The organism is Mesorhizobium sp. B3-1-8, assembly GCF_006439495.1.
In the GTDB taxonomy this organism is placed as follows: Bacteria; Pseudomonadota; Alphaproteobacteria; order Rhizobiales; family Rhizobiaceae; genus Mesorhizobium.
On record NZ_VFTK01000004.1, the window covers coordinates 151,513 to 174,469 of the forward strand.

A 22,957-nucleotide genomic window follows, 5' to 3' on the forward strand; every position below is an offset into this window, starting at 1 on the left:
AAACGCATGGCCCAATCGCGCCGCACCCGTAAGTTCAGACGAAGCAATCAGGCTGCTTTCTGGTTCCGGCGGGTCGATCTGGACGCGCGCAAGGTACTGGACGCGCGTGACCTACGTCTGCGGCTCGAAAGGCGCGATGCGCGGGGGTGGACTTCTTTCCCGATGCGGAACGCCGCGAAAAGCGGATCCGCAGGTGAATTGGTGGAACGTTATCGTTGAACAGTTCGTTCCGTCGTCACAGCGATCCGGCGGGGGTCTTTTGCAAACCGATAGGAGATTGCCATGAAAGTCGGCGACTGCATGACGAGGGACGTCAAAATCGCAAATCCTGAACACTCGATTCGAGATGTAGCCCAGATGATGGGCAGCCTCGATACCGGGGTGATGCCCGTCGGCGACAACGATCGGCTGGTTGGCATGATCACCGACCGTGACATCGTGGTCCGCGGCGTAGCGTTGGGCAATGGGCCGGATGCCAAGGTGCGCGACGTCATGAGCGTTGGGGACATCAAATACTGCTTCGATGACGAGGATATCGAGCATGTCCTTGCGAACATGGGCGACTTGCAGGTGCGCCGGCTTCCCGTTCTCAACCGCGACAAACGGCTTGTCGGCATCATCTCCCTTGGCGACCTCGCGAAAAATGGAGAAGCGGCGGAAGCTGGGGAGGCTTTGGGTGGCATATCAATGCCAGGCGGAGAACATTCACAAACCGCCCATTAGAGTTCGCGGAGTGTGGGCCGGCGCTGCTGCAATCCTGTCACGCCGCCTACGCCCCGATGCTTTCGGGCCATAGCGCCTTGACATCCTTGGGCAGGCCATCGCGCACTTTCGCCGACTGGCCTAAATCGATGTGATGGGCAAGTGCCTTGAATACTGTTCTGGCCGCGTCGCCGGCGTTTACCGGTCGTCCGGACTTCAGGCCTTCGTTTATGGTGTCGAAGAACTCTTCGACAGAGCGATGTCGGTTCGGCACATTGGACGGCTGGTATTGGTCGTAATATGCACCACGGATCATAAGCGGCAGCTCCGCGCCAAGCTTGGCACCCAGTTCCGCGGGCAGCCTGTCGCGTAAGGCGCGCAGAACCACACCAAGCGCATGCCATGCGAGTTGTCGATCCGGGCCGAGATCGTCCATGATCTCGTTCAACCAGATATTGGTGATCTGAACGGTTTTGTCGAAAACGTCGAGGCCATTTGCGCTCATCGTAATCTCCCGGATAAAAGCGCGCCCCGCGCACCCTGCTTCAGTTGGAACGTCCGACTGAAACTATTGTTTCGTTCTCCGGGCCGGGTGTGCGAGCGCGGTTGCCCGTAGCGCGATCGGGGTGGCCCCAAGTGGCGAAGGACCAAACGCTGCCGCAGGCGCCGTCGGAACTTTTGGATCAAGGATCATTGGATCAAGGATCAATTGCGTGTCTGACGCGTTCCCGCCTTTTGGGGCGCGGATCAGTTGGGTCCCCTATCCGAGAAGGGAGAAAGCGATGCCCGACAAGAAAACCATCGAAAGGGCGCGACGGGATAAGCGCCAAGGCAAGTCGCCGAGCACGCAAGCGGGCGAGTTCGTGCGTGAGGAGATTGATGAGATTCGCAGTGGCAAGCACGGCGCGCGTTCCACAAAACAAGCGATCGCCATCGGCCTTTCCGAAGCGCGCCGCGCCGGGGTCGACCTACCCCCGCCAAAGAAGGGTAAGGTCAAGGAGAGCACGCGAAAAAGCGCTGAATATGCCCACGAAGTCGGCCAAGGTGAACGCAAACCCAAGCCCCGGCCGAAGGTTTCTAAGGCCGTGTCTGAGGTCCTCCAGCACGAACCGAAAAGCAGTGCGTCTCGCAAGGCGCTGTCGCGACAAACCAGGGAAGCGGCTTCGCAACGGACCGCTGAAGAGCGATCGGCCTCTGCCAAGAAAGCGGCCGCGACGAAAGGCGCAGCCGGGCGCTCGGCGGCCGCGCGGAAAGCTGTGGAGACCAAAGGCGCTCAAGGCAGGAAGCAAGCGGCGAAGAAGGCAGCCAGAACGCGTGCCACTCGCAGTTAGCCACAGATTGCCTTGACGGGCGCCTGCTGGACGAAGAACCGTTGCAAGAACCGTTGACGGGTATGGCCATCGCACAAACTTCGTCATCAAACACTCGACCGCGGTCGGGGTGCGTCACCGTGTTCGGGGGATCCGGCTTTCTTGGGCGAAGGATCGTCAGGCATCTCTTGGATCACGGGCTTATCGTTCGTTCAGCCTCCCGCCATCCCGCGCATGCGCGACCGGGGTGGGCTAATGGCAAGTCCTTTAGCGCAGTCAAAGCCGATATCCTCGATCGAAGCCAAGTTGTAGCGGCCGTTTCGGATGCAGCAACGGTAGTCAACGCAGTCAGCCTCTATTCCGAACATGGAGACGTTACTTTCGAACGCATCCACGTCGAGGCCGCTTCCCAATTAGCGGACGCGGCGCGGGAAGGTGGCGCCGAACGATACATACAGATATCCGGCATCGGCTCCGACTCACGTTCGCAGTCCCGTTACATCAGGGCGCGAGGGCAAGGTGAGGAGGCCGTCAACGTCGGATTTCCGGGCGCGACTATCGTCCGCCCTGCGGTGATGACCGCAACAGACGACAGGTTTTTGACAACGATCACGAGATTGTTGCCCATCCTTCCCGCATATCCGCTGTTCGGCAATGGCGATACCCGCCTCCAGCCAGCATCCGTTGAAGACGTTGCCGAAGCCATCGCGCGGATCGCCTCCGGAGGCGCCGACGCCCGTCTGTTCGAGTTCGGTGGACCGCGTGTCTACACTTATCGAACCCTGGTGCTGGAAGTCGCTCAATTGCTTGGCATCAAGACACGATTGGTGCCGGTTCCATTTGTCTTATGGCGCATTCTTGCCACTTTCGGCGAGTTCATCCCCGGCGCACCGCTGACACGCAATCAGGTCGACCTCATGCAGATCGACACCGTTGCGGACGCCCAGCTGCCGGGATTTCGCGACCTCGGAATAGAACCTCATGACATCGACCAGGTGCTGCGATCTGCAATCGTGCCGGCAGCCAGAACGCGCGCCAGCCGCCGCTAGCCCCGCTCGCTACCAATTGTCCCTGGATATTCCCTGCCAAAGGCAAGCAGGAACCTGCTCCAGCGCTTCCCGGGTCGGAAAATGACCGACACCCGGCAAGAGTTCACGTTCACAACTGGCCGCAAAATGACGCGGTCGTCATCGCCGTGCAACGTCGGCGTCGGCATCGAGATGACCTCCGCCTCAACTTGCTTGCGCGCTAGCTCGAAGGACTTCGCTACCCGTTCGAACAGCGCATCGTCGAACCATGGAAGCCTACTCAGGGGCAACACATTAGGAACACCACACTGCAGCGGCAGGGACACCACACTGCAGCGGCCGCCCAACCCTGCGCAATCGGGTTTGTTCCTTTTGGCCATGAGCCGCCTCAATCCGGCGAGGGAACCAACCGCAGCCTTGCTGGTTCGGAAGCCAACAGCGGAGCCTCGCCATGCCCAATCCAGCGGAAATTCTCGTCGACACCTTGATTGCCTGGAACGTCGAAGTCGTGTTCGGGCTCCCCGGCGACGGCATCAACGGCGTCATGGAGGCGCTGCGCAAAAGCCAGGACAGGATATCCTTTGTCCAGGTGCGACACGAGGAATCGGCCGCGTTCATGGCTTGCGCCTACGCCAAATGGACAGGCAGGCTCGGCGTGTGCCTGGCAACATCCGGACCCGGCGGCACCCATCTTCTCACCGGCCTCTACGACGCCAAGCTCGACCAGGCGCCGGTGCTGGCAATCACCGGCATGCAGTTCCATGACCTGATCGAGACTTTCACGCAGCAGGATGTCGATCTTACTCGAGTTTTCAACGACGTCAGCGTCTACAACGTCCAGGTCTCGGACGCCGCGCATATGGAGAACGTAGCAAGCCTCGCCTGCCGCACTGCGCTTGCCCGCAAGGGCGTCGCCCATCTTTCGATCGCCAGCGATATCCAGGAACAGCCCGCCGACGCGGCCAAGCGATCCAAGCGCAACCGCCCGGCGCACACGCCGCAGGACATGTTCGCTCCTCACTGCCTCGCGCAAGATGCGGAGTTGGACAAAGCCGCGGCCGTCCTCAATGATGCAGGGCGCGTGGCGATCCTAGCGGGGCGCGGAGCCATCGGCGCGGCGGTGGAGCTCGAGGAAACGGCGCGGCTGCTGCAGGCGCCGATCGTCAAGGCGCTGCTCGGCAAGGCGGTGCTGCCGGACGACCATCCCTACACCACCGGCGGCATCGGCATTCTGGGCACCTTGCCATCACAAGAGGCGATGGAGACGTGCGACGCCGTCCTCATCGTCGGCTCGACTTTCCCTTACATCGAATATTATCCGCAGCCGGGCACAGCGCGTGGCGTCCAGATCGATTGCGACGCGCAGCGTATCGGCCTGCGCTTCCCCGTCGAGGCCGGCCTGGTCGGCGATGCGGCCGAGACATTGCGCGCCCTCAACAAGCGGCTGAAGCAGAAAGGCGACGGCGAATTCCTGGCGGCCGCGCAAACCGCGATGCAAAGATGGCGCGAGATGATGCGCCAGTCAGAAGATGGCGCGGCGCATCCGCTCAAGCCGCAGCGCATCGCGCGCGCCTTCGGCGAACGCCTTGCCGAGAATACGGTACTGGCGACTGATTCCGGCCAGAACACGGAACTCGCCGCCCGCCATGTCGATCTCCGCGCTGGGCAGGCCTTCGGCGTCTCGGGCGCGCTCGCCTCCATGTCCTGCGGTCTCAGCTATGCGATCGCCGCCGGCATCGCCTTTCCCGGCCGGCCGATCGCGGCGATCGTCGGCGACGGCGGGCTTGCCATGCAGCTCGGCGAGTTTTCCACGGCGGTGCGCTACGGCATCCCGCTGAAAATCCTGGTCGTCAAGAACAACATGCTGAACCAGATCGCCTGGGAGCAGATGATGTTTCTCGGCAACCCGCAATTCGGCTGCGAATTGCAGCCGATCGATTTCGCCAAGGCCGCCGAGGCGATGGGCGGAAAAGGTTTCAGCATCGAGCGGGCGGAGGAGGTCGAGCGCGTGCTGGACCAGGCTTTCGCCACCAGCGGCCCAGTGATCATCGAGGCGCTGGTCGACGCCTATGAGCCGATGATGCCGCCGAAAATGCCACCCGACTACGCCAAGAACTTCCGCAAGGCGCTGCCTCGGACGCCGGGTCGCGGTGAGATCGAGGAAAACGTCGCCCGGGAGCCCGCCAAGACGATGATGGAGGCAGGACAATAGGAGGGAATTCCGATGCTCGATCTTTCCCGCGAGCGCCGTCGGATGGTCGATGTTCATCTCGGCCGCCGCGGCATCCATGATCGGGAAATCCTGGCGGCGATGCGCGAGGTCCCCCGCGAAGTCTTCGTGGATCCCGGCTACGAGGAATTCGCCTATGAGGATGGACCGCTGCCGATCGCGGAAGGCCAGACGATATCGCAGCCTTACATCGTTGCCTTCATGCTGGAGATGGCGGAAATCGGCCCGGGCGACCAGGTGCTCGAGGTGGGCACAGGATCGGGCTACGCAGCCGCCGTCATGAGCCGGATCGTCGACCATGTCTACACGATCGAACGCCACACAGCGCTGGCCGAAACCGCACGGCACCGCTTTCAAAGACTAGGCTACGACAACATCGAAGTTCGGACCGGCGACGGCACCAGAGGCTGGCCGGAAGCGGCGCCCTTCGATGCCATCGTGGTCGCGGCGAGCGGGCCGGGCGCGCCGCTGGCCTTGCAGCAACAGCTCGACGTCGGCGGCAGGCTGGTCATCCCGGTGGGCGACGATCCCGACGAGCAGCGCCTGCTCAAGGTAACCCGCACGGGCGCCTCGACCTACAGCGAGGAGGATTTCGGCGGGGTGCGGTTCGTCCCGCTCATCGGCGAACAGGGCTGGCGGGAGGAAAGCCGCGCGGCGACTGTCCGCGCGATTCCACTGGCGCGCCAGCGCAGCCTCCCGGAAATGATCGCCGCGGCCGCCGAGCCGCTGCCCGACTTCAACGATCCCGGCTTTGCCGAACCGTTCGACCGCTTCGCGGACCGGCGGATCGTCTTGCTCGGCGAAGCCAGCCACGGCACATCCGAATTCTACCGGGCGCGCGCGGCAATCACCAAAAGGCTGATCGAGAGACACGGCTTCACCATCGTGGCGGTGGAGGCCGATTGGCCCGATGCGGCAGCGATCGACCGCCATGTTCGCGGTAAGAGCACTTCCGCTGGCGCCGAGCGACCCTTCCTGCGCTTTCCGACCTGGATGTGGCGCAACACCGACGTCGCGGCATTCGTGGAGTGGTTGCGCGAGCACAATGACATGGTCAAGGCACTCCAGCCGCAAGCAGGCTTCTATGGCCTCGACATCTACAACATGCGCGGCTCGATCGCCGCCGTCCTGGAGTATCTCGACCGCGTAGACCCGGAAGCGGCAAAGGTTGCGCGCGAGCGCTATGGCTGCCTGACGCCTTGGCAGACCGAGCCGTCGACCTATGGCCGCGCCGCGCTGACCAGGGGTTACCGCGAATGCGAGGAAGCGGTTCTCGAACAATGCCGCGAGATGCTGGCGAGGCAGCTTGACGATACCGGACAAGACGGCGACGACCTCTTCGACGCCGCGCAGAATGCCCGTCTCGTCGCCTCCGCCGAGCATTATTACCGCACCATGTATTATGGCGGCCCGCAATCCTGGAATTTGCGCGATACCCATATGTTCGAAACGCTGGAGCATATCCTCGATGCGCGGGGCCCCAACGCGAAGGCTGTCGTTTGGGCGCACAATTCGCATATCGGCGACGCGCGCTACACCGAAATGGGCATCTCGCGCGACGAAGTGAATATCGGCCAGCTCTGCCGGCAGAAGTTTGGCGATGCCGCGGCACTCATCGGCCTAGGCACGCATGCAGGCACCGTCGCGGCAGCGACCGACTGGGACGGAGACATGGAAATCAAGTCGGTGCGGCCCTCTCGCGAAGACAGCTACGAGCGGCTCTGCCACGACGCCGGCATTCACCGGTTCCTGCTTGACCTCGGGCACGACCCGGACCTGCGCGACCGCCTGACCGAGCGCCGGCTGGAACGATTCATCGGGGTGATCTACCGGCCGGAAACCGAACTGCACAGCCACTATGCCGACGCCTCGCTGGCGCGGCAGTTCGATGCCTTTGTGTGGTTCGATGAAACCAACGCGGTCACGCCGCTCGGACCCGAGCACGCTGCCGAAGGCGTGCCGGAAACCTATCCATTCGGCGTCTGACGCCGGAACATTCGGCATCCCTTCCAGTTTGGCAGGCCATAGCAATTCCAAGAAAAGCGTGAGCGGTTTTCCGTCCGGAATTGCGTAAATCAAAGAGGTAGTGCGTTTCACCGTTTCCGTGAAACGGTGAAACGCACTAATCGAGGAACGGCCATGAGCGGAAACCAGCACCCGAAATCGAAAAGACCGAGCGACGCCGATATGGAGAACGATCCCGGCATTGGAACCTCCAAGGGCACCATCAAGGAAGGTGACGAGTTGGAGCATGGCGAGAACACGGTCGAGGGAGATGTCGAGAACGACACCACCTCAACGGGCGGAATCAACCCGCGTCAGAAAATTCGCACGAACAAGTAAACTGTCCTCGCCCTCACACCGACCGTGCCAGCGGCCACCGGCATGGGCGGGATTCCAAAAGCGACTTAATCCATTCGAATCCAATGGAACAAACCTCTCAGCGCTCGATTGGGCGCAAATAAGCGCCAACGTCAGGCGCGACAGGAGGAAAGCATGGACCGGGAAGAACGCATCAGGCAACGCGCCCACGAGATCTGGGAACGCGAAGGCCGCCCCGATGGGCGTGAGCAGGAACACTGGGATCAGGCCGTCCAGGAGATCGAATCGGAAGGCTCGGAAGCCGAGCGCGGCCCGGTGACGCCGGACCCCGCCGTTGGCGTCGGCTCGGATCCGGCCACCAACAAGCCCGGCGGCTGAAGGCACGGCGACCAGCGAATGCGTCGTATCGGTACACTTGTCGCGGCCCTGCTGATCGTGCTGATCGCCCTTTGGCTTTGGGCTGACCAGAACAACAGACGCCCCAGCGGCGGCGCCCAGCAGCCGTCGCCGCACGCTATCGACCAAGGTGGCTGAGGTACGGCCAGCCTCACCGGCCGCCGTGTCGCGTTTCAGTTTTGCAGCCTCGCGATCGAGCATGTCGGATCGTTGCCGTATTTCCGGATCGGCGCCACCCCGCCTGGAATAGCGCGCTCGCGCGGAGCCTGCACTGATCTCAGCCGTGTCGTCCGGCGACCCCGTGCTCGCCGGACGACCGGCTTTCAATGCACCAAACGGCTCCTGAGCCAGGCGAGATGGCCTTTTACGATCCTGCGAACTCGCGCGGCGGCCCAACTCGCGCCGGCATGACAGCTGCAGACGACATCATGCAGTTGCCAATCGGACAATTCAAAGAAGCGCCTCGTCCGGAGCGATCAGATATTCATCTTCGATGATCAGTGCCAAGGGCGTCCGCATCTCGGCCTCCGTTAGTCTACCGTGCCCCTCCTTGGCTCGGGCTCGCGATTGTTCTCAGCGTGCCCGCCAGGAAAGCGCGGGACGTGTTGCTGCGCCGCGGTTGCGGCGCTGCCGATGGGATTTGGACCAGCCTGCTCCTTGCCGAGACGGAGTTCTATCACGTCAGGGCTCGACAAGGCGGCGCGCGCCTCGAAGAGACGAAGAAACTCCGGTCTGAGCCCATCGCCCCGTGAATTTGCAAGCATATGCAGTGACATGAAAGGATGCATCATCATACCTTTCACAGACGCCGCCTTCCCTCACATCGCGGTGGTTGCCCTTTCCTGCCTTGCTTCTTCGAAATCGACGGACAAGACGACATGACCGCCGCCGCCACAAACCCGAACCGCCCAGCCGTCCTGACGCGGTTCAGCCGCATCGTCGAGCAGATCGATCGCCGAGCGCACCGCTTCATGGCGAGCAGCTTCGAGGTCGGGCAATTCAACGCCTTCGACCCGCCTCACACTGCCGCCGTCGCGATATTCGAATGTGTACGGACCTTGGTCCATATCGCTTTGCCGCTCGACGCCAGGCCGGCCTGCGTCCACCTTGCCGTCCGGTTCGTCTCGTTCTGCCGGGTAGCTGAATGCCGCGCACTGAAACATCATCTCTCTGGCGCGATCGATAAGCGCGGCGTCGCCAAGCAACGGGTCGGACACAATCATGGTGACAGCGATCCTTTCTCCGCCCTCGCCAAGAAACTCGACTGTCGCGCCTTTGGGATCGGCATGTATCGCTGTGTCGAGAACTTGCATTCCGGCCTCGTTGTCCTGCTATCGAGGATACAAGGCTCCCCTGACCCGAAAGTTCCGTCCGAGTTCAAGAATCGATCTCGGCAACCGTGCGCCTGACGTCGCGCAGGCAATGAAGTCGAAGGCGCTTGCTTGATCCCGCCTCCTGCCTTGACGCCCGGTTGGAACAGCGGGGCCGGAAGCAGGTTTGGAGACAAAGGAGGCGCAAAATGTCACCCAACCAACATACATCCGCCGAAGCACGCGGCGAAATCCAAGCCGGCAGGACCCAGGACAAGACGCCCGGATTCGACCCGGCGGCGGCGCCGCAGGAGACAGATGCCGAGGCCGGCGATGTCGCGACTTCCGCTCAGCCGGCCGAGGCGCGCAAATCGAACTTCACCAACCAGGCGAGTTTTGCCAACGCGATGCGACAGCCGGAGAACGCGCCCGACCTGCAGCCGCGCAGAAGCGGCCCGGTTCTGGTCGTAGTGGCGCTGGTTGTCGTGGCCGCCGTCGCATTTCTCGTCGCCGCGGTCTTCCGCTAGCCGCGAAAGGAACATCGCTCCCGGTTCCAGGTTGATAGCGCAGGAGGCTGTTGCGATGCCAAGCTTGAGGATTTTGTTTCGCCATCTGTGGCGCTGGAAAGCCCAACCCGCAACCGACCCGTCCCCCGTGGATGCCATTGTCCGCCTGCTGCGGGACGCAAACAAGCAGAACGGCGCGGGTGGCACCAGGTATCAGGATTGAGGCTGACATTGCGGGCGGCCTGACTTGAGCGGACCAGCAACAAAGCCGGCGGCGTGGCTCGTCTTCGAACCGAAGACCTTGGACTGGCACGGTATCGCCACCCTTGCGACCGGGGTAATGACCCTATTGATACAGCGCGCCGAGCACCGCGACACGCAGGCTCTTCAAGCCAAACTGGACGAGCTGATCACATCAAGTCGAACGGCGAGCGACGCTGTCACGGGTATCGACGAAAAGGAACCGGAAGAGATCGAAAAGGTGCGGGACAACCGCAGGAACATATCGGAGCACACGCGGTTGGACACTTGATGACCCGGCCGACCTTCCCCCCTACGAAAGCGCCACCATCCAAGGCTCGGATCGTCAGGGCGAGACGGTCGCCCGAAGCCGGCAGGAGAATATGATGTCGCTCACCGCGTTCGCGCTCAATTGCACGCTTAAAATGCCGACGGACGGGGAAGAATCCTCCACCGACAGAATGCTGGCGGAGTTGGCGAAGGCGCTGGCCGCGCATGACGTCGCATGCGAAACCGCCCGCGCTCTTGTCCACAACATCAGGCCCGGCGTGCTTTCCGATATGGGCGAAGGCGACGACTGGCCGAAGCTGCGGGAAAAGATCCTGGCCGCCGACATCTTCATCCTTGGGTTGCCGATCTGGATGGGGCAGCCGTCGAGCGTGGCCAAGCGCGTGATGGAGCGGATGGACGCTTTCCTGTCCGAGACCGACGACAGCGGACGCATGCCGGCTGCCGGAAAGGTGGCGCTGGTGGCGATCGTCGGCAACGAGGATGGCGCGCATCACTGCCATGCCGAGTGCTATCAGGCGCTCAACGACGTCGGCTTCACCGTTCCTGCCAATGGCGGCGTGTACTGGGTTGGAGAAGCGATGGGTGACGTCAACTTCGTCGATCTTCCCGGCGCGCCTGAAAAAGTCGTCGGCATGATCAAGATGGCGGCATCCAATGCCGCTCATCTGGCCGGGCTCTTCAAGACGAAAAACTATGTCGGCGTGCCAGAGGGCGATTGATATCGCTCTCTTATCGTCCGATCAGCGTCAGCCCGAAGAGGATGACGAGCCAAAGCCCGGCGGCCGCAACGGCGAGCCGCGGCAACATGCCTGTCAAATGCATGAACAACATGGCGATCAGGACCGCCTTCGCGGCGGCGATCGCCAGGTTGAGGGCGACATTGAAACCGCCAAGGTCGAAAAGGGACGAGCCGACCGTCAGTGCCAGCAGCGCGAGCAGCCCTAGATAGCCGAAGGTGAGTTTGCGCAGTTCGCTCATCGGTTGATCAGGTAAAGAACGGGGAACATGAACACCCAGATGATGTCGACGAAGTGCCAGTAGAGGCCGACGGCCACGACCCGGCGCAGCCGGTTGGCAGGGCTGGCGGTCCGCCAGAGCGCGACCATGCCGGCGATGACGACGATGCCGCCGATCAGGTGCAGCGCGTGCAGCGAGGTCATCGCGAAATAGAGGCCGAAGAAGAATTCGGCGTGGGTCGGATCCGGCCCGGCATAGCGAAACGGCAGGCCAAGGAGCGGCGCCAGGCCTTCACCGATTTCCTTGCCATATTCGATGCCTTTCACGGCCAGGAAGCAAATACCCAGCGCAGATGTCGCGGCCAGCGCCCAAACCGTAGCGCGCCAGCGTCTGTGAAGCGCAAGCATATGGGCCAGCGCCATGGTGAAGCTGCTGGTGATCAGCACGGCCGTGTTGAGGGTGCCGAGCGGCAGCGAAAGATGTTTCGATGCTGCCGCGAAGGCGGGGCCGAAATCGATATGCGCGACGAGAAAGACCAGGAAGATCGCGCCGAACAGCATCGCCTCGGAGCCGATGAACACCCACATGGCAAAATTGTCGGCGCGCCGTTCGCGCTGGGGGCTGTCGAAGGCGACGCTCTCGGTCCCGCTCATCCGCCTGCCTCCAGATGCGGACTGAAGCGTTCGTGCTCAAGCCCCTTCATGTCGTAGGCATAGGCCGGTCGGGTCACAACCGGCATCGTCTCGAAATTATGCGGCGGCGGCGGCGAGCCCGTCTGCCATTCGAGCCCGGTGGCGTTCCACGGATTGTCGGTCGCGCGAGCGCCGCGAAACAGCGACCAGCCGAGATAGAACAACGGCATCAAATAGCCGATCGCCAGCACCACTGCGCCAGCCGAGGACAGCACGTTCCAGAACTGGAACTCCGGCGGATAGGTATGATAGCGCCGAGGCATGCCGTCGAAGCCCAGCACATATTGCGGGAAGAAGGTCAGATTGAAGCCGACGAAAGTGACGGTCGCTGCTATACGCCCCGCGGTTTCCGAATACATGCGGCCGGTCAATTTCGGCCACCAGAAATGCAGCCCCGCCATGTACGCCGTCACCATGCCGCCGACCATGATGTAGTGGAAATGCGCGATGACGAAGTAGGTGTCGTGGACATGGACATCGACCGCCAACGCCGCAAGGAAGAGCCCCGCCAATCCGCCGAAGGTGAAAAGCGCAAGGAAGAACAGCGCGTAAAGCATCGGCGTCTCGAAGCTGATCTCGCCCTTGCGCAGCGTCAGGCTCCAGTTGAAGACCTTGATCGCCGACGGGATAGCGACGCAGAACGACAGGAACGAGAACACCACGCCGGCATAGGAAGATTGCCCGCTGACGAACATGTGGTGGCCCCAGACCAGGAAGCCGAAGATGGCGATCGCCATCGACGACATCGCCACCGCCTTGTAGCCGAACAGCGGCCGGCGGCTGAAACAGGGCAGCACCTCCGACACCACGCCCATGCCTGGCAGGATCATGATGTAGACCGCCGGGTGCGAGTAGAACCAGAAGAGATGCTGGAAGAGCAAAGGATCTCCGCCGAGATCGGGATTGAAGATGCCAATGCCGAACACGCGCTCCAGCACGATCAGGATCAGCGAGGCGGCGAGCACCGGGGTCGCCAGCACCATCACCAGGCTGGTGGCGTAGAGCGTCCAGACGAAGATCGGCAGGCGGAACCAGGTGAGCCCGGGCGCGCGCAGCGTGTGCACGCTGACGATGAAGTTGATGCCGGTCATGATCGTCGAGAAGCCGACGACGAAGACGCCGAACGCCGCGGTCGAGACCCAGCCATTGGCATAGAGCGTCGACAGCGGCGTGTAGAACGTCCAGCCGGTGTCGACGCCGCCCGCCACCACCGCAAACAGCGCGAACAAGCTGCCGAAGATGAAGACATACCAGCTGGCGAGGTTCAGCCGCGGGAACGCGAGGTCGCGCGCGCCGATCATCAACGGCAAAAGGAAATTGCCCAATGTCGCCGGGATCGACGGCACCAGGAAGAACCAGACCATGATGATGCCGTGCAGCGAGAACAGCCGGTTGTAGACATCGTCGGAGACGAGGTCGCCCGCCGGTGTCGCCAGCTCGATGCGCATCAGCACCGCCATGGCGCCGCCGAGGAAGAAGAAGGCAGTCAGCGAGATCAGGTAGAGCCATGCAACGCGCTTGTGGTCGGTGGTCAGCAGCCACGCGCGAGGCCCGCTCCCCTCCCCCAAATACGTGCCCTGCATCGCCACGTTGGTCATGGCATGGCTCCAGCCGTTGGTTGACGCGAAAGCGACTTCAGATAAGCGAGCAGCATCTGCAGTTCGCCTTCGTCGATCAAGCCGTCGAAGCTCGGCATGACCGGTTCATAGCCCGCCGCGATTTCCTTCTTCGGATTGAGGATGGAGTCGCGCAGATAACGCTCGTCTGCGATCACCGTCTGCTGGTTGTCGAGCGCCACCGGCCGGCCGAAGATGCCGTCAAGCGACGGCGCCCGCACCTTGCTGCTCGCGCCATGGCAGCCCGAGCAGCCCAGCGCGCGAAACAGTTTCTCGCCGCTCGCCGCAAGCGTCTCGCCTTCGCCCTGGCTGTTCAGCCACGCGGCATATTGCTCGGGCGCCATCACGGTCACCCAGCCGCCCATTTCGGAATGCTGCGTGCCGCAATATTGGGCGCAGAACAGGTGGTAGCGGCCTGGCTCGGTGGCGATGAACCAGATATGCGTCGTGCGGCCCGGCACCGCATCCTGCTTGATACGGAACGCCGGCACGTAGAAGGAGTGGATGACGTCCTGTGAGGCGAGCGACACCACGACAGGTTTGCCGACGGGAACATGCAATTCGTTGATCTCGCGCTGGCCGCCTGGCTGCCTGAATTCCCACATCCATTGCTTGCCGAGTCCGGTGATCTCGAGCGCGTCCGCCGGTGGATGGTCGCGGCGAACGAATAGCGTCGCGCCCCAGCCGAAGAAGATGAAGGCGATTATCAGGCTGGCGATCGTCCAGCTCATTTCCAGCGGCAGGCTGCGGGAACGCTTGCCTGTTCGGTCCGCCTTTGAGCCAACGCGGTATTTCACCGCGTAGCCGACGACCAGTCCGGTCAGCGCCAGTCCGAGAACGACGGAAAAAGCAAGCAAAGTGTAAAACAGCGCATCGACCTGGCCGGCTTCCGAGGAAGCCTCCTGGGGGAAGAAGGGAATGCCGAAGCTCACCTTGCCCTTCTCCAGCTCTGCCAGAGCACGGTTGCGCCGAGGCCAAGCAGCGTTGCCAGGCTCGCGACTTTCAGCGCCGCCCAGATCGCTGGCGTGTATTGGCCTTTCGAACTGTCGAAGCCGGCGCAGAGCAGGAAGACGTGATCGGCAATCGATCCGAGCCTGTTCTCCGACGCTTCGACCAGCGCGAGCTTGAGATCGCGCGGCGTGAAGGTCAGCGCCGGCAGCACCTGTGAAATCCGGCCAGACGGCGTAAGTGCTATGACCGCGATCGGATGGACGAACTGATCGATGCCTTTGCGCCGGTCGAAGGTGATGCCTGCCTCGCTGGCAAGCGCTGCGCCTGCGCCATCGCTGCTGGTCAGGAAACGCCAGGCGGGCAGGCCTGCCGGACCGGCGGCGGAAGCGATGTCATCTTGCGCCGTGGCCGCGTCGGCCGGGGTCTCCTCGGGATCGATCGAGATGAACAGCGCGCGGTAGTCTGCCGGCCGAAGCGATGTCTTGTTCAGGTCGGAGGCAACGGCCTGCTGGGTGACGCCGCACAGGTTCGGGCATTTGTCGTAGCCGAAGATGACAAGCGCCGGATGGCCGCCCAGCGTTTCGCCCAGCGTCAGCTTCCGGCCGCTGGCGTCGATCAGTTCGCGGTCCAGCGTCAGCTGTGCGCCGAGCTTTGGATCGAATGTCGGTCGCTCGGCGGCAGGGGCCGCGCCGGCAACGAACAGACAAAGGGCGGCTAACAAGCTTCTCATCGCCCTGCCCCGCTTTGCCGTCGGCAATTCTGGGCCTGCGGAGCGCGGGGAACGGCCGCTGTGACCAGGGCGCAGTCATCGGCTCCAGTGGTCGCGGATCGCTGCTGCGACCAATCCGGCAAACCGTTGCTGACAATTGCCCACATGGCGTCGTCGATCGGAATACGGGCGATGCCGGCATTGCGGTCGACCCAGCCAAGCATTTTGAGCTGGCGATCCTCCTCGGCGCGAAGACTTGCCAGGTCCTGCCTTGGCGCGGTCTGCAGATCGGGGCTTTCCGGACTGGTTTCCGTCGGAACCGGCAGCCATGTCGGCGTGGTGTTGAAGGCGAGCTTCATGCCGATCGCGGCCAAGGCGATGAACAGCAGCAGCCCGCCACCGAAAGCGAGCAGCACCCGCGGCTGGACATCACGCGTCTCGGGATGGCGGTGCGCCTTAGCCATGGGCGACCTCCCGCCTCCACCAGACGATCCTGTCTGGCCGGCGGAGCAGGAAGAGGAACAGCGCAAGCCACAGCCCACCCAGTCCCATCCAGGCGACCGCATCATGCCAGAGCGCTAGCAGACCGCCGGAAAAGAGCGGTGGCCGTATACGCCAGAACACATCGGCGAAATGGCCTGCGAGAGCTGCCCCCGTCAGCCAGACCAGGCCGTCATGGCTGCGCTTGAGCCGTCGGCTGAGCGAGCCTGTGAACGCAGCCGCCTGCAAGGCAATCAGCAGCCACAGCAGATGCCGCCAGCCCCCCGTCGCGCGAATGATGTACCACCCGATCTCGTCGGGCAGGTCGCCGCCCCAGACGACAACCCACTGCATGAAGACGAGGTAGATCCAGGTCAGCAGGAAGCCCAGCTGCATGTTGGCAAGGTCCTCGCTGAGCGCGACATCTTCCTCGCCACCGGGTATGACCTCCACTGCCCGTCTTGCGGCCAGCACAAGGATCGCCAGGGCGAAAGCTCCGACGACTTCGGCGGAGGCCTCACAAAGCGCATAGATGGTCGAGGTGAATTCCGGCTCGATCGAAAGCATCCAGTCGATGGCAAAGACGCTGACGGCAAGCGCGTGGAGGATCAGGCCAAGAGCGTATTTCCTCCCGTTGCCAGCTTTCTCGGAATCCTCTGAAGTCGAGCCGAGCACCACCCATGTGAGAACGAGCCAGATCGCCGCGCAGACAGCGAAGCGCAGCAGGAAGAACGGCATGTTGAGATAAGTGAGCTTCTCTCGAACCTTCTCAGAAAGCATCGCGGAATCCGCGCCGGCCCATGGGAAGATAAGGTCGAGTCTCATCAGCACCGGCAGGAGCAAGATGAGCGCAAGTGGCAGCATCGCGATCATGACCCGCAAAGGCTGGCGGACCGCCTCGCCCCAGCGTCCGCCGGTCAGCCCGTGCACCATCAATATGGTCAGCGCGCCGAGCGGCAGGCTGATTGCGAAGATAGCTGCCGCGACCCAGGCGCCCAGCATCGCTTTGGCATCGAGCGATGCGCCAAGAACGCAAAGAACAAGTCCCGCGACGCCGACCGCCACAAGACCTTGCTCGAGGCGGCTCATGGTGATGCCTCCGCTTCAAGCCGCGCGCGCAGGCTTTGCGGAAGTTCGGCGACTGGAGCGGCGCGCGAATATTGCAGCGCGCGGATATAGGCGACGATCGCCCAGCGGTCCCGTGGCGGCACGCGCGCCGCATAAGAGTACATCGCGCCGTAGCCGTTGGTGATGACGTCGTAGAAGTGGCGGTCCGAGGCCTTGCGCAGCGCATCCTGATGGTAGCTTGGCGGCGCCGGAAAGCCGCGCTGGACGATCATGCCGTGGCCGTCGCCGGTGCGGCCGTGACAGGGCGAACAGAATATGTCGAAACGCTGCTGGCCGCGCTGTAGCAGCTCGGTCGTGATCGGATAGGGGATTTTGTCCGGGACAGGCGAAAGATCGGCGTCGCGTGTGACAGTGCCCGTGACCGGCGTGCGTGCCGACATGCCGTCGGCGAATTGGCTGCTCGCCTCCAGCGGATCGTAGCGGGGCTGGTCCTCCATGTCCTGCCGGCAGCCGGCGACAGCCAGCGCTCCGAGCAGAAGCGTTAGGCCGAGACGGCTCACGCTTCGACCTCCTCGACCGTCTCGGCACCGAGCCGCGTCAGTTGGCCCCGGGTCACGCCCTTGCGGTATTTCGGATCGGCCGCTTCGATCAGCAGATAGAACTTGCCGCCGCGCGCGTAGCTGAAGCTCTGGGCGTTGAAGACCGGATGATGGTAGCGGGGCAGACCGTTGGCCGCGAGCACACCCAGAAAGCCGGCGAAGGCTGCGCCGAGAATGCCGGCCTCGAAGGCGATGACGACGAAAGGCGGCCAGGAATGCAGCGGCCGGCCGCCGACATTGATGGGATAGTCGATCTCGACGGAGTACCAGATCAGCGCATAGACAAGAGCGGCACCGGCAATGCCGCCGGCGAGCACGGCCCAGGGCAGGCGCGTGGCGCGAATTTCCAGTATCTCATCCAATTCCTTCAGCGGAAACGGCGAGAACGCATCCATGCGCCGGTAGCCGCGCTCGCGCATGCCGCGGGCTGCCTCGACAAGCGCTTCGGGTGCGGCAAACGCAGCCACGAGACCGTAGAGGCTCATCTGAGCTTGCCCTCCTCCTCAGCCAGTTCCTCGACCTCGAAGATGGTGATCGCCGGCAGGATGCGGATGAACAGGAAGACCAGCGCGAAAAAGGTGCCGATCGAGCCGAACAGGATGCCGAAATCGAGCCAGGTCAGCGACTGCTCGCCCCAGGCCGACGGCAGGTAGTCGCGGCTCGGCCCCGTCACGACGATGATGTAGCGTTCAATCCACATGCCGATGTTGATGGCAATGGCGATCGCGAACAGCAGCGGCATGTTGCGGCGGATGCGTCTGAACCACAGCAACTGCAGCACGCCACAGTTCAGGCCGAGCATCGTCCAGAACAGCGGCGCATAGGGACCTAGCGCGCGCTGCGCCATCATGGCGCGTTCGTAGGGCTCGCCCGAATACCAGGCGAAGAATGCTTCGGAGACATAGCCATAGGCGACAACCATGCCGGCGGCGATCATCAGCTTGGCGGCATTGTCCATATGCCTGACCGTGATCAGGTCCTCGACCGAAAAAGCCCAGCGCAGCGGAATGGCGATGGTGAGCACCATGGCGAAGCCTGAGAGCAGCGCGCCGGCGACGAAATAGGGCGGGAAGATCGTCGAGTGGTAGCCGGGCGTGATCGCGAAGGTGAAGTCGAGCGAAACGATCGAGTGGACCGAAACGACCAGCGGCGTGGCCAGGGCGGCTAGCAGGAAATAGACGACCTGATAGCGCGACCAATGATAGGCCGAGCCGCGCCAGCCAAGCGCCAATATGCCGTAGAAGAGCTGCGCCGGCCTTGCTCTCGCGCGGTCGCGCAGCACCGCCAGATCCGGCAGCAGACTCATATACCAGAAGAGCAGCGAGACGGTCGCATAGGTCGCGATCGCCGCGAAATCCCAGACGAGCGGGCTGCGCCATTGCGGCCAGTGCATATGCGCATTGGGCAGCGGCAGCAGCCAGTAGAAGAACCACGGCCGGCCGAGATGCAGGATCGGAAACAATCCCGCCATGGCGACGGCGAACAGCGTCATGGCTTCGGCGAAGCGGTTGATCGAGGCGCGCCATGGTTGGCGTAGCAGCAGGAGCACCGCCGAGATCAGCGTACCGGCATGGCCGATGCCGATCCACCAGACGAAGTTGGAGATCATCGTGCCCCAGGCCACCGGAATGTCGATACCATAGGCGCCGACACCGACGGCGATCAGGTAAGTGATCGAATAGAGCAGCAGCAGGACGAGCAGGAAGCAAAGGAAGAACGCCGTCCAGAAATGACGCGGCAGGCGGCCGTTGAGCACGATCGAGCCGATGCGCCCACTGATCTCGGGAAAGTCGTGGCGGCCGCGCAGGACAGCCGAGCTGTTCGCGCCGGCTTCAGCCATCGGTCGCCTCGCTTGGTCTGGCAAGCCTGCCGTTCGGATTGGAGATTTTGCCGAGATAGGAGGTGCGCGGCCGTGTGTTCAGCTCCTCCAGCAGCGCGTAGTTCTGCGGCGCGCTTTTCTCCCGAACGACCTTTGCGTCTTTCCTGTTGCGATCACCGAAGGTGATGGCCTGGGTTGGGCAGGCCTGTTGGCAGGCGGTAACCACTTCGCCATCGGCGATGTCGCGATTTTCGATCTGCGCCTGGATGCGCTTGGCGCTGATGCGCTGGACGCAGTAGGTGCATTTCTCCATCACGCCGCGCGAGCGCACGCTGACGTTCGGATTGTGCACGCCCTGCTCCGGCCCAGCTTCGTCCTTGTCGAACGACTGGTGGTCGAGGAAGTTGAAGCGCCGCACCTTGTAGGGGCAGTTCTGCGAGCAATAGCGCGTGCCGATGCAGCGGTTGTAGACCTGCGCATTCAGCCCATCATGCGTATGCACGGTGGCGTTGACCGGGCACACCACTTCGCAGGGCGCCTTTTCGCAATGCATGCACGGCACCGGCTGGAAAAAGGTCTCGGGCGCATCGACTGGCCCGGCATAGTAGCGGTCCACGCGCAGCCAGTGCATCTCATGGCCGCGCTCGCATTCCTCCGGCCCGACCGGCGCAATGTTGTTCTCGGCCTGGCAGGCCGAAACGCAGGCCATGCAGCCGATGCAGGCGGATAGATCGATCGCCATCGCCCAGGCTTCCTGATCGTAGCGCCAATCGGGGTAGAGCGATTCCGCCGGTGACGGCGGCGCATCCTTGCGCACGAAATCCGGGTTCTGCCGGAACGCGTCGAGCGAAGCATGGCGCACGATGGCGCGGCCTTCCATCGCCTGGTGAAGCTGTGTGGTGATGACGCGCATGCTGTTCTTGCGGGGCGCGATGGCCGCGCCGGTCGCGAACCATTCCGAACCACGGCGCAAATGGAAGGCGTCGTAGCCTTCCGACAGCGCGGCAACGGAACCGATCTTTCGCCCGAAGCCAAAGGAAAGCGTTATCGTTTCGTCCGGATGGCCGGGCGCGATCCAGGCCGGCGCATCGACGTCCGCGCCATTTGAGGCGACATTGACGACATCGCCGTTTTCGATTTTCAGTCGCTCGGCAGTGGCGGGCGATATGAGCGCAGCATTGCCCCACACGATCTTGGTCAGCGGTCGCGGCAGCTCCTGCAGCCACGACGCATTGGCAAAGCGGCCGTCACGCAGCCACGGATCAGCGACGAAGCGGACCTCGATGCCATTGCCCGCGTTTGCCGCCGGCTTCAGTCCCGCCAGATCCGGCGGCACTGTAACGGATGCCGGCCTGGCGGCACTGCTCGCTATAACGCCGTCGCGCAGAGCCTTTGTCCACGTGTCATCATCGAGCTCTGCCCAATGCTGCCGGACAAGCGACAGCGGATCAGTCTGGAATTGGCCGCCAAGCACGGCGAGCAGCTCATGCCCGGTCTTGCCGTCGTAAAGCGGCCTGATCAGCGGCTGCACCAGCGAGGCCGTGCCGTCATGGGCTCGGATGTCGCTCCAGCTCTCGAGTTCATGCGCCGCAGGCACATGCCAATGCGCCAGGAATGCCGTCTCGTCGCGATAGAGCCCCTGATGGACAAGCAGCTTCAGGCCGGAAAAGGCTTTGCGCACATCGAGGACTGCCGGCGCGGTGTGCAGCGGATTTGCGACGAGCACGATGACCGCGTCGATCGCCCCGTGGCCAATCGCTTCGCACATCGCCTCCAGATCGCCATCGACCTGCAGCGCATCCGGTGCCGCGATAAACTCCATCGTATTGCCGAGCGCGCCAAGCCTCGCATTGGCGGCAAACGCGGCAGCGTGAACGAACGCGCTCTGATGCGCACCCGGCACGACCAGTGCGTTGGGGCCGGCTGCCTTCAGATCATCGACCAGCGCATTCATCCATGGCGCGTCGATCGGAGTCTGGTCGATTGGCGCTACGAGCGCCCCGGCTTGGCCTTCCAGCGTGGCGTGAAGCCCGGCAGCCACGGCTTCGACCTCACTCGGCCGTATCGCTATCCTATGATCGGCCGCCGCGCCGGTGATCGTCGGCGTCGATTCCACCGCATAGAGCCGGCTCATCCCGTCGTTCGGGCTGCGCACACGTCGCCGCGCGGCGAAGTCGTGCGCGTAAGCCAGCCGCCCCGGCCCCTCGCCCAGGAAATCGGCGTCGAGACTGACGATCGTTTCGGCACGATCGAAGCGGTAGACCGGCGTCAGCGCCGATCCGAACAGTGCATGTGACGCCTCCGCCGCCGCCGGTATCGCCATCGGGTCGTGACGATGGATTTTCAGTTTCGGATAGCGTGCCCGCAGCGCATCCAACTGCGCCGCAAGAGTCGGCGAGGTAGTCGCTTCAACCAGCAGGGCTCCGCCCTGTCCTTGTGAGGCCGTCCAGCGCGAGACGAGTGCCGCCATGTCCTTGAGGAAATCGCCATAGGATGCCGGCTGTCCATCCTTGAGCGGGGTGCGCGAGCGATCAGGGTCGAACAGCGTCAGCACTGCTGCTTGCATCACAGCGTCGGTTGCGCCGCGCGACGCCGGATGATCCGGATTGCCCTCGATCTTTGTCGGCCGCCCTTCATGGCTTTCGACGATCGCGCCGATGCCGAAGCCGTCGCTCGACAATGTTGTCGCGTAATAGGCCGGCTTGCCGGGGATCAGCATTTCCGGCTGGCGCACATAAGGCACGATGCCTTCCGCCCTGCTGCAGGCGGCCAGCCCGGCAAGCGACAGCGAAGCGCCCATCAGCTTCAGCAGCGTGCGCCGGTTCGGCCTGGCCGGCAGGCGCTCCGCGATTGCCGGAAATTCGGCTTCGACGAAGCGCCGGAATTCCACGGTGCCGGCAATCTCGTCGAGGCTGCGCCACATGTCGTGGCCGCTCGTCAGCCGTCGGCGCAACGCTGCGATGTCGATAGCGGGCCGCGCCTTTCCTTCAGCGATGGCAGACATAGCAATCCGTCATCGTCTCGGGATGGATGTCGAGCATGCCGATAAGCCGTCGCCTGATCTCGGCGATGTCCTCAGGTGGCTGCCAGTGCATCAGGAACACGTCCCGTGGCGGACGCAGATTGGGTCCGGGATTGCGATGACAGCCGAGGCACCATTCCATGCTCAGCGTATGCGCTCGCCTGGTCAGCGGCATCTGGTCGACCTCGCCATGGCAGGTCTCGCAGGCGACGCCCTTATTAACGTGTATGGCGTGATTGAAGAACACAAAGTCGGGTACGCTGTTGACGCGCTGCCATTCGATCGGTTTGCCGCTAGCCAGACTTGCGCGCACGGGCGCCAACATCTCGGCGTTGGTGAAAAGCTGCGAATGACAGGTCATGCAGACTTCGGTCGCCGGTAGACCCGCCGAAGACGAGGTCTCGACACCGTTGTGGCAATAGCGGCAGTCGATGCCGAGCTGGCCGACATGGTGCTTGTGACTGAACGGCACCGGCTGCGCCAATGGCTCACCTACTCCCGTTACCAGGTCCGAACGGGGAAGGATTGTCCCGATCGCGGCGGCGATCAGCAGAACTGCACAACTTCCCCAGATGACAAAGCGCGCAACGCCATTGGCGTTTTTCGAGAAGATCTGCGGCATCCCCTCGCCGATTCTGCTGAAGGCAAACTCAGAGTTGACGACACCTAACGGTGCTTTCGCCACGAAGGTTCCGAAGCCGCAAAAGGA

Annotated in this window: 25 protein-coding genes; 11 read left to right on the forward strand and 14 right to left on the reverse strand. The window is 63.1% G+C overall.

What is annotated here, in order from left to right:
* Positions 1-282 precede the first annotated feature (282 nt).
* Positions 283-723, forward strand: a complete 441-nt coding sequence (locus FJ424_RS05445; RefSeq protein WP_140652691.1) for a CBS domain-containing protein — start codon at positions 283-285, stop codon at positions 721-723.
* A 46-nt stretch (positions 724-769) separates the two neighbouring features.
* On the opposite strand, the gene FJ424_RS05450 is transcribed toward FJ424_RS05445, so the two are convergent.
* Complete coding sequence (locus tag FJ424_RS05450) at positions 770-1,207, reverse strand: DUF2267 domain-containing protein (RefSeq protein ID WP_140640531.1); 438 nt, start codon at positions 1,205-1,207, stop codon at positions 770-772.
* Positions 1,208-1,484: 277 nt separating this feature from the next.
* Between FJ424_RS05450 and FJ424_RS05455 the strand changes: the two genes are divergently transcribed.
* From FJ424_RS05455 to FJ424_RS33460, 7 genes are all read left to right on the forward strand, one after another.
* Complete coding sequence (locus FJ424_RS05455; protein WP_140652689.1) at positions 1,485-2,033, forward strand: DUF6496 domain-containing protein; 549 nt, start codon at positions 1,485-1,487, stop codon at positions 2,031-2,033.
* A 62-nt stretch (positions 2,034-2,095) separates the two neighbouring features.
* Positions 2,096-3,061 (forward strand): complex I NDUFA9 subunit family protein, encoded by a 966-nt coding sequence (locus FJ424_RS05460; RefSeq protein WP_140652687.1) that lies wholly within the window; start codon positions 2,096-2,098, stop codon positions 3,059-3,061.
* 430 nt (positions 3,062-3,491) lie between these two features.
* Positions 3,492-5,252, forward strand: a complete 1,761-nt coding sequence (locus tag FJ424_RS05465) for a thiamine pyrophosphate-dependent enzyme (RefSeq protein ID WP_140652685.1) — start codon at positions 3,492-3,494, stop codon at positions 5,250-5,252.
* Between the two features lie 12 nt (positions 5,253-5,264).
* Entirely contained in the window at positions 5,265-7,256 is a 1,992-nt protein-coding gene (locus tag FJ424_RS05470) for a protein-L-isoaspartate(D-aspartate) O-methyltransferase (RefSeq protein ID WP_140652683.1), read from the forward strand.
* A gap of 153 nt (positions 7,257-7,409) precedes the next feature.
* Complete coding sequence (locus FJ424_RS05475) at positions 7,410-7,613, forward strand: hypothetical protein (protein WP_140640539.1); 204 nt, start codon at positions 7,410-7,412, stop codon at positions 7,611-7,613.
* A 153-nt stretch (positions 7,614-7,766) separates the two neighbouring features.
* Positions 7,767-7,970, forward strand: coding sequence for a DUF2934 domain-containing protein (locus FJ424_RS05480; protein WP_140652681.1), 204 nt, complete (start codon positions 7,767-7,769; stop codon positions 7,968-7,970).
* A gap of 18 nt (positions 7,971-7,988) precedes the next feature.
* Positions 7,989-8,126, forward strand: coding sequence for a hypothetical protein (locus tag FJ424_RS33460; protein ID WP_181182009.1), 138 nt, complete (start codon positions 7,989-7,991; stop codon positions 8,124-8,126).
* A 680-nt stretch (positions 8,127-8,806) separates the two neighbouring features.
* Here the strand turns inward: FJ424_RS33460 and FJ424_RS05485 are convergent.
* Complete coding sequence (locus FJ424_RS05485) at positions 8,807-9,301, reverse strand: hypothetical protein (RefSeq protein WP_140652679.1); 495 nt, start codon at positions 9,299-9,301, stop codon at positions 8,807-8,809.
* 206 nt (positions 9,302-9,507) lie between these two features.
* Between FJ424_RS05485 and FJ424_RS05490 the strand changes: the two genes are divergently transcribed.
* From FJ424_RS05490 to FJ424_RS05500, 3 genes are all read left to right on the forward strand, one after another.
* Positions 9,508-9,825 carry a hypothetical protein gene (locus FJ424_RS05490; protein ID WP_140640545.1) on the forward strand — a complete coding sequence of 106 codons (318 nt, stop codon included), beginning with the start codon at positions 9,508-9,510 and terminating at the stop codon, positions 9,823-9,825.
* A gap of 226 nt (positions 9,826-10,051) precedes the next feature.
* Positions 10,052-10,336 carry a low affinity iron permease family protein gene (locus FJ424_RS05495; RefSeq protein WP_246677151.1) on the forward strand — a complete coding sequence of 95 codons (285 nt, stop codon included), beginning with the start codon at positions 10,052-10,054 and terminating at the stop codon, positions 10,334-10,336.
* Positions 10,337-10,430: 94 nt separating this feature from the next.
* Positions 10,431-11,054 (forward strand): NAD(P)H-dependent oxidoreductase, encoded by a 624-nt coding sequence (locus tag FJ424_RS05500; RefSeq protein ID WP_140652677.1) that lies wholly within the window; start codon positions 10,431-10,433, stop codon positions 11,052-11,054.
* 10 nt (positions 11,055-11,064) lie between these two features.
* Here FJ424_RS05500 and FJ424_RS05505 read toward each other — a convergent pair whose 3' ends face one another.
* Genes FJ424_RS05505 through FJ424_RS05560 form a run of 12 tightly spaced genes read right to left on the reverse strand, consistent with a single transcriptional unit; the run spans position 11,065 to position 22,933 of the window.
* Positions 11,065-11,313, reverse strand: a complete 249-nt coding sequence (locus FJ424_RS05505; RefSeq protein ID WP_140640549.1) for a cytochrome C oxidase subunit IV family protein — start codon at positions 11,311-11,313, stop codon at positions 11,065-11,067.
* Positions 11,310-11,945, reverse strand: coding sequence for a cytochrome c oxidase subunit 3 (locus FJ424_RS05510; protein ID WP_140652675.1), 636 nt, complete (start codon positions 11,943-11,945; stop codon positions 11,310-11,312). Before FJ424_RS05510 ends, FJ424_RS05505 begins: the two co-directional genes overlap by 4 nt.
* Positions 11,942-13,582: a cytochrome c oxidase subunit I gene (gene ctaD, locus FJ424_RS05515; RefSeq protein ID WP_140652673.1), complete on the reverse strand. Its 1,641-nt coding sequence runs from the start codon at positions 13,580-13,582 to the stop codon at positions 11,942-11,944. Before ctaD ends, FJ424_RS05510 begins: the two co-directional genes overlap by 4 nt.
* Positions 13,579-14,532, reverse strand: a complete 954-nt coding sequence (gene coxB, locus FJ424_RS05520; RefSeq protein ID WP_140652671.1) for a cytochrome c oxidase subunit II — start codon at positions 14,530-14,532, stop codon at positions 13,579-13,581. Before coxB ends, ctaD begins: the two co-directional genes overlap by 4 nt.
* Positions 14,529-15,281 carry an SCO family protein gene (locus tag FJ424_RS05525; RefSeq protein ID WP_140652669.1) on the reverse strand — a complete coding sequence of 251 codons (753 nt, stop codon included), beginning with the start codon at positions 15,279-15,281 and terminating at the stop codon, positions 14,529-14,531. The genes coxB and FJ424_RS05525 overlap by 4 nt, the downstream gene beginning before the upstream one ends.
* Positions 15,278-15,724 carry a hypothetical protein gene (locus FJ424_RS05530; protein WP_140652667.1) on the reverse strand — a complete coding sequence of 149 codons (447 nt, stop codon included), beginning with the start codon at positions 15,722-15,724 and terminating at the stop codon, positions 15,278-15,280. Before FJ424_RS05530 ends, FJ424_RS05525 begins: the two co-directional genes overlap by 4 nt.
* Complete coding sequence (locus FJ424_RS05535) at positions 15,717-16,829, reverse strand: hypothetical protein (protein WP_140652665.1); 1,113 nt, start codon at positions 16,827-16,829, stop codon at positions 15,717-15,719. The genes FJ424_RS05530 and FJ424_RS05535 overlap by 8 nt, the downstream gene beginning before the upstream one ends.
* The gene (locus FJ424_RS05540) at positions 16,826-17,368 is read right to left on the reverse strand and encodes a cytochrome c (protein WP_140652663.1); all 543 of its coding nucleotides are present in this window, start codon (positions 17,366-17,368) and stop codon (positions 16,826-16,828) included. Before FJ424_RS05540 ends, FJ424_RS05535 begins: the two co-directional genes overlap by 4 nt.
* Positions 17,365-17,892 (reverse strand): DUF3341 domain-containing protein, encoded by a 528-nt coding sequence (locus FJ424_RS05545; RefSeq protein WP_140652661.1) that lies wholly within the window; start codon positions 17,890-17,892, stop codon positions 17,365-17,367. Before FJ424_RS05545 ends, FJ424_RS05540 begins: the two co-directional genes overlap by 4 nt.
* Positions 17,889-19,247, reverse strand: coding sequence for an NrfD/PsrC family molybdoenzyme membrane anchor subunit (gene nrfD / locus FJ424_RS05550; protein ID WP_140652659.1), 1,359 nt, complete (start codon positions 19,245-19,247; stop codon positions 17,889-17,891). Before nrfD ends, FJ424_RS05545 begins: the two co-directional genes overlap by 4 nt.
* Positions 19,240-22,230: a TAT-variant-translocated molybdopterin oxidoreductase gene (locus FJ424_RS05555; RefSeq protein ID WP_140652657.1), complete on the reverse strand. Its 2,991-nt coding sequence runs from the start codon at positions 22,228-22,230 to the stop codon at positions 19,240-19,242. The genes nrfD and FJ424_RS05555 overlap by 8 nt, the downstream gene beginning before the upstream one ends.
* On the reverse strand, positions 22,214-22,933 hold the full coding sequence (locus FJ424_RS05560; RefSeq protein ID WP_140652655.1) for a cytochrome c3 family protein: 720 nt from the start codon (positions 22,931-22,933) through the stop codon (positions 22,214-22,216). Before FJ424_RS05560 ends, FJ424_RS05555 begins: the two co-directional genes overlap by 17 nt.
* Positions 22,934-22,957 lie beyond the last annotated feature (24 nt).

What these genes read in the sequence shown, in the direction of transcription:
- FJ424_RS05445 (WP_140652691.1), top strand. Translation starts at nt 283, where the DNA reads ATGAAAGTCGGCGACTGCATGACGAGGGACGTCAAAATCGCAAATCCT.
- FJ424_RS05450 (WP_140640531.1), bottom strand. Translation starts at nt 1,207, where the DNA reads ATGAGCGCAAATGGCCTCGACGTTTTCGACAAAACCGTTCAGATCACC.
- FJ424_RS05455 (WP_140652689.1), top strand. Translation starts at nt 1,485, where the DNA reads ATGCCCGACAAGAAAACCATCGAAAGGGCGCGACGGGATAAGCGCCAA.
- FJ424_RS05460 (WP_140652687.1), top strand. Translation starts at nt 2,096, where the DNA reads ATGGCCATCGCACAAACTTCGTCATCAAACACTCGACCGCGGTCGGGG.
- FJ424_RS05465 (WP_140652685.1), top strand. Translation starts at nt 3,492, where the DNA reads ATGCCCAATCCAGCGGAAATTCTCGTCGACACCTTGATTGCCTGGAAC.
- FJ424_RS05470 (WP_140652683.1), top strand. Translation starts at nt 5,265, where the DNA reads ATGCTCGATCTTTCCCGCGAGCGCCGTCGGATGGTCGATGTTCATCTC.
- FJ424_RS05475 (WP_140640539.1), top strand. Translation starts at nt 7,410, where the DNA reads ATGAGCGGAAACCAGCACCCGAAATCGAAAAGACCGAGCGACGCCGAT.
- FJ424_RS05480 (WP_140652681.1), top strand. Translation starts at nt 7,767, where the DNA reads ATGGACCGGGAAGAACGCATCAGGCAACGCGCCCACGAGATCTGGGAA.
- FJ424_RS33460 (WP_181182009.1), top strand. Translation starts at nt 7,989, where the DNA reads ATGCGTCGTATCGGTACACTTGTCGCGGCCCTGCTGATCGTGCTGATC.
- FJ424_RS05485 (WP_140652679.1), bottom strand. Translation starts at nt 9,301, where the DNA reads ATGCAAGTTCTCGACACAGCGATACATGCCGATCCCAAAGGCGCGACA.
- FJ424_RS05490 (WP_140640545.1), top strand. Translation starts at nt 9,508, where the DNA reads ATGTCACCCAACCAACATACATCCGCCGAAGCACGCGGCGAAATCCAA.
- FJ424_RS05500 (WP_140652677.1), top strand. Translation starts at nt 10,431, where the DNA reads ATGTCGCTCACCGCGTTCGCGCTCAATTGCACGCTTAAAATGCCGACG.
- FJ424_RS05505 (WP_140640549.1), bottom strand. Translation starts at nt 11,313, where the DNA reads ATGAGCGAACTGCGCAAACTCACCTTCGGCTATCTAGGGCTGCTCGCG.
- FJ424_RS05510 (WP_140652675.1), bottom strand. Translation starts at nt 11,945, where the DNA reads ATGAGCGGGACCGAGAGCGTCGCCTTCGACAGCCCCCAGCGCGAACGG.
- ctaD (WP_140652673.1), bottom strand. Translation starts at nt 13,582, where the DNA reads ATGACCAACGTGGCGATGCAGGGCACGTATTTGGGGGAGGGGAGCGGG.
- FJ424_RS05525 (WP_140652669.1), bottom strand. Translation starts at nt 15,281, where the DNA reads ATGAGAAGCTTGTTAGCCGCCCTTTGTCTGTTCGTTGCCGGCGCGGCC.
- FJ424_RS05530 (WP_140652667.1), bottom strand. Translation starts at nt 15,724, where the DNA reads ATGGCTAAGGCGCACCGCCATCCCGAGACGCGTGATGTCCAGCCGCGG.
- FJ424_RS05535 (WP_140652665.1), bottom strand. Translation starts at nt 16,829, where the DNA reads ATGAGCCGCCTCGAGCAAGGTCTTGTGGCGGTCGGCGTCGCGGGACTT.
- FJ424_RS05545 (WP_140652661.1), bottom strand. Translation starts at nt 17,892, where the DNA reads ATGAGCCTCTACGGTCTCGTGGCTGCGTTTGCCGCACCCGAAGCGCTT.
- nrfD (WP_140652659.1), bottom strand. Translation starts at nt 19,247, where the DNA reads ATGGCTGAAGCCGGCGCGAACAGCTCGGCTGTCCTGCGCGGCCGCCAC.
- FJ424_RS05555 (WP_140652657.1), bottom strand. Translation starts at nt 22,230, where the DNA reads ATGTCTGCCATCGCTGAAGGAAAGGCGCGGCCCGCTATCGACATCGCA.